The organism is Mycobacterium sp. 663a-19 (assembly GCF_035616495.1).
Taxonomy (GTDB): Bacteria; Actinomycetota; Actinomycetes; order Mycobacteriales; family Mycobacteriaceae; genus Mycobacterium.
Map to the genome: position 1 here is coordinate 1 of NZ_JAPJAV010000030.1, position 1,391 is coordinate 1,391.

At 65.7% G+C, this 1,391-nt stretch carries 1 protein-coding gene; it reads right to left on the bottom strand.

The annotated features are described in order from the left end of the window. The coding region (locus tag OQ968_RS24695; RefSeq protein ID WP_324682278.1) for an AMP-binding protein at positions 1-1,391 on the bottom strand (1,391 nt) is incomplete at both ends.

A 1,391-nucleotide genomic window follows, 5' to 3' on the forward strand; every position in this document is an offset into this window, starting at 1 on the left:
CCCACACCAGCGCCGGCCACATACAACTCCCCCACCACCCCCACCGGCACCGCACGCAACCACCCATCCAGCACAAAAAAGCCCAGATGCGCCCACGGCACCCCGATCGGGCTGGCCGAACTGTCCACATCAGCGGCACTGATCTGACGCACCGAAGCATGCACCGTGGTCTCGGTAGTGCCATACATGTTGATCAAGCGCGGCAACCCGGGATGATTGTCCAGCCAAGCCCGAAGACGTTGCGGCACAAGCGCTTCCCCGCCGAACACCACGGCCTGCAGTTGCAACTGATCTGCCAGCTCGGGCCGGTCGGCATCAACGCTTTGCAACCCAGCAAACGCCGACGGGGTCTGACTCAACACACTGACCTGCTCAGCAACCAGCAAAGCAAGGAAATCATCCGGGGAGCGCGCCGCCGACTCGGGTACCACGACTAGCCGCCCGCCACCGAGCAGCGCACCCCAGATCTCCCACACCGACACGTCGAAAGACAACGAATGCCACTGCGACCACACAGCCGCCTCCGGCAGGGCTGCAGGCAGCGCCCCGAGCAGCGCGGTGATGTTGTGGTGGGTGATGGCCACCCCCTTGGGCACCCCGGTGGTGCCCGAGGTGTAAATCAGATACGCGATATCGTCGGGGGCCACCATGATCGGCAGCGCGGTAGCGGGCTGGCTTCCCACCGCGGGGTCCTCGACATCGATGACCGCCACGTCGCACCCGGCCAGCCGGCCAGCCAACCCGGTGGTGGTGATCACCGCGACCGGGGCGGCATCGGTGAGTAAGAACCCGATCCGCGCATCCGGAAGATCCGGGTCGATGGGCACATAAGCCGCCCCGGTCTTGAGCACCGCCAACACCGCGATGATCGCCTGCGCCGAACGCGGCACCAGCAACGCCACACACTCACCCGGGCCCACACCCTGACCAATCAGCAACTGCGCCAACCGGTTAGACGCCTCATCGAGCTCCCGATACGTCATGGCGCAGCCCTGGTAGCTGATCGCCACCGCATCCGGGGTGCGGGTCACCTGCGCGGCCCACAGCACCGGGATCGACACCGGCGCCGGCCCCGGCGCACCCAACACCGCCCGATTACCGATCTCATCCAGACACACATGCTCGGCCTCATCGCACACATCAATCGACGACACCGGCCGGGCCGGATCGGCGGTCATCGCCACCAACACCCGCTGCAACCGCCCCACCAACGCCTCAACGGTGGCCGTGTCGAACACCGCGGTGTCAAATTCGACGCGGATCCTCAATTCAGTGCCCAGCAGGACCGCCACCACCAGTGGGTAGTGGGTGGATTCGTGGCTGGTGATCTCGGTGATGGCCAACCCGTCAGCACCGGTCAACGCGGCGGTGTCGATCGGATAGTTCTGGTA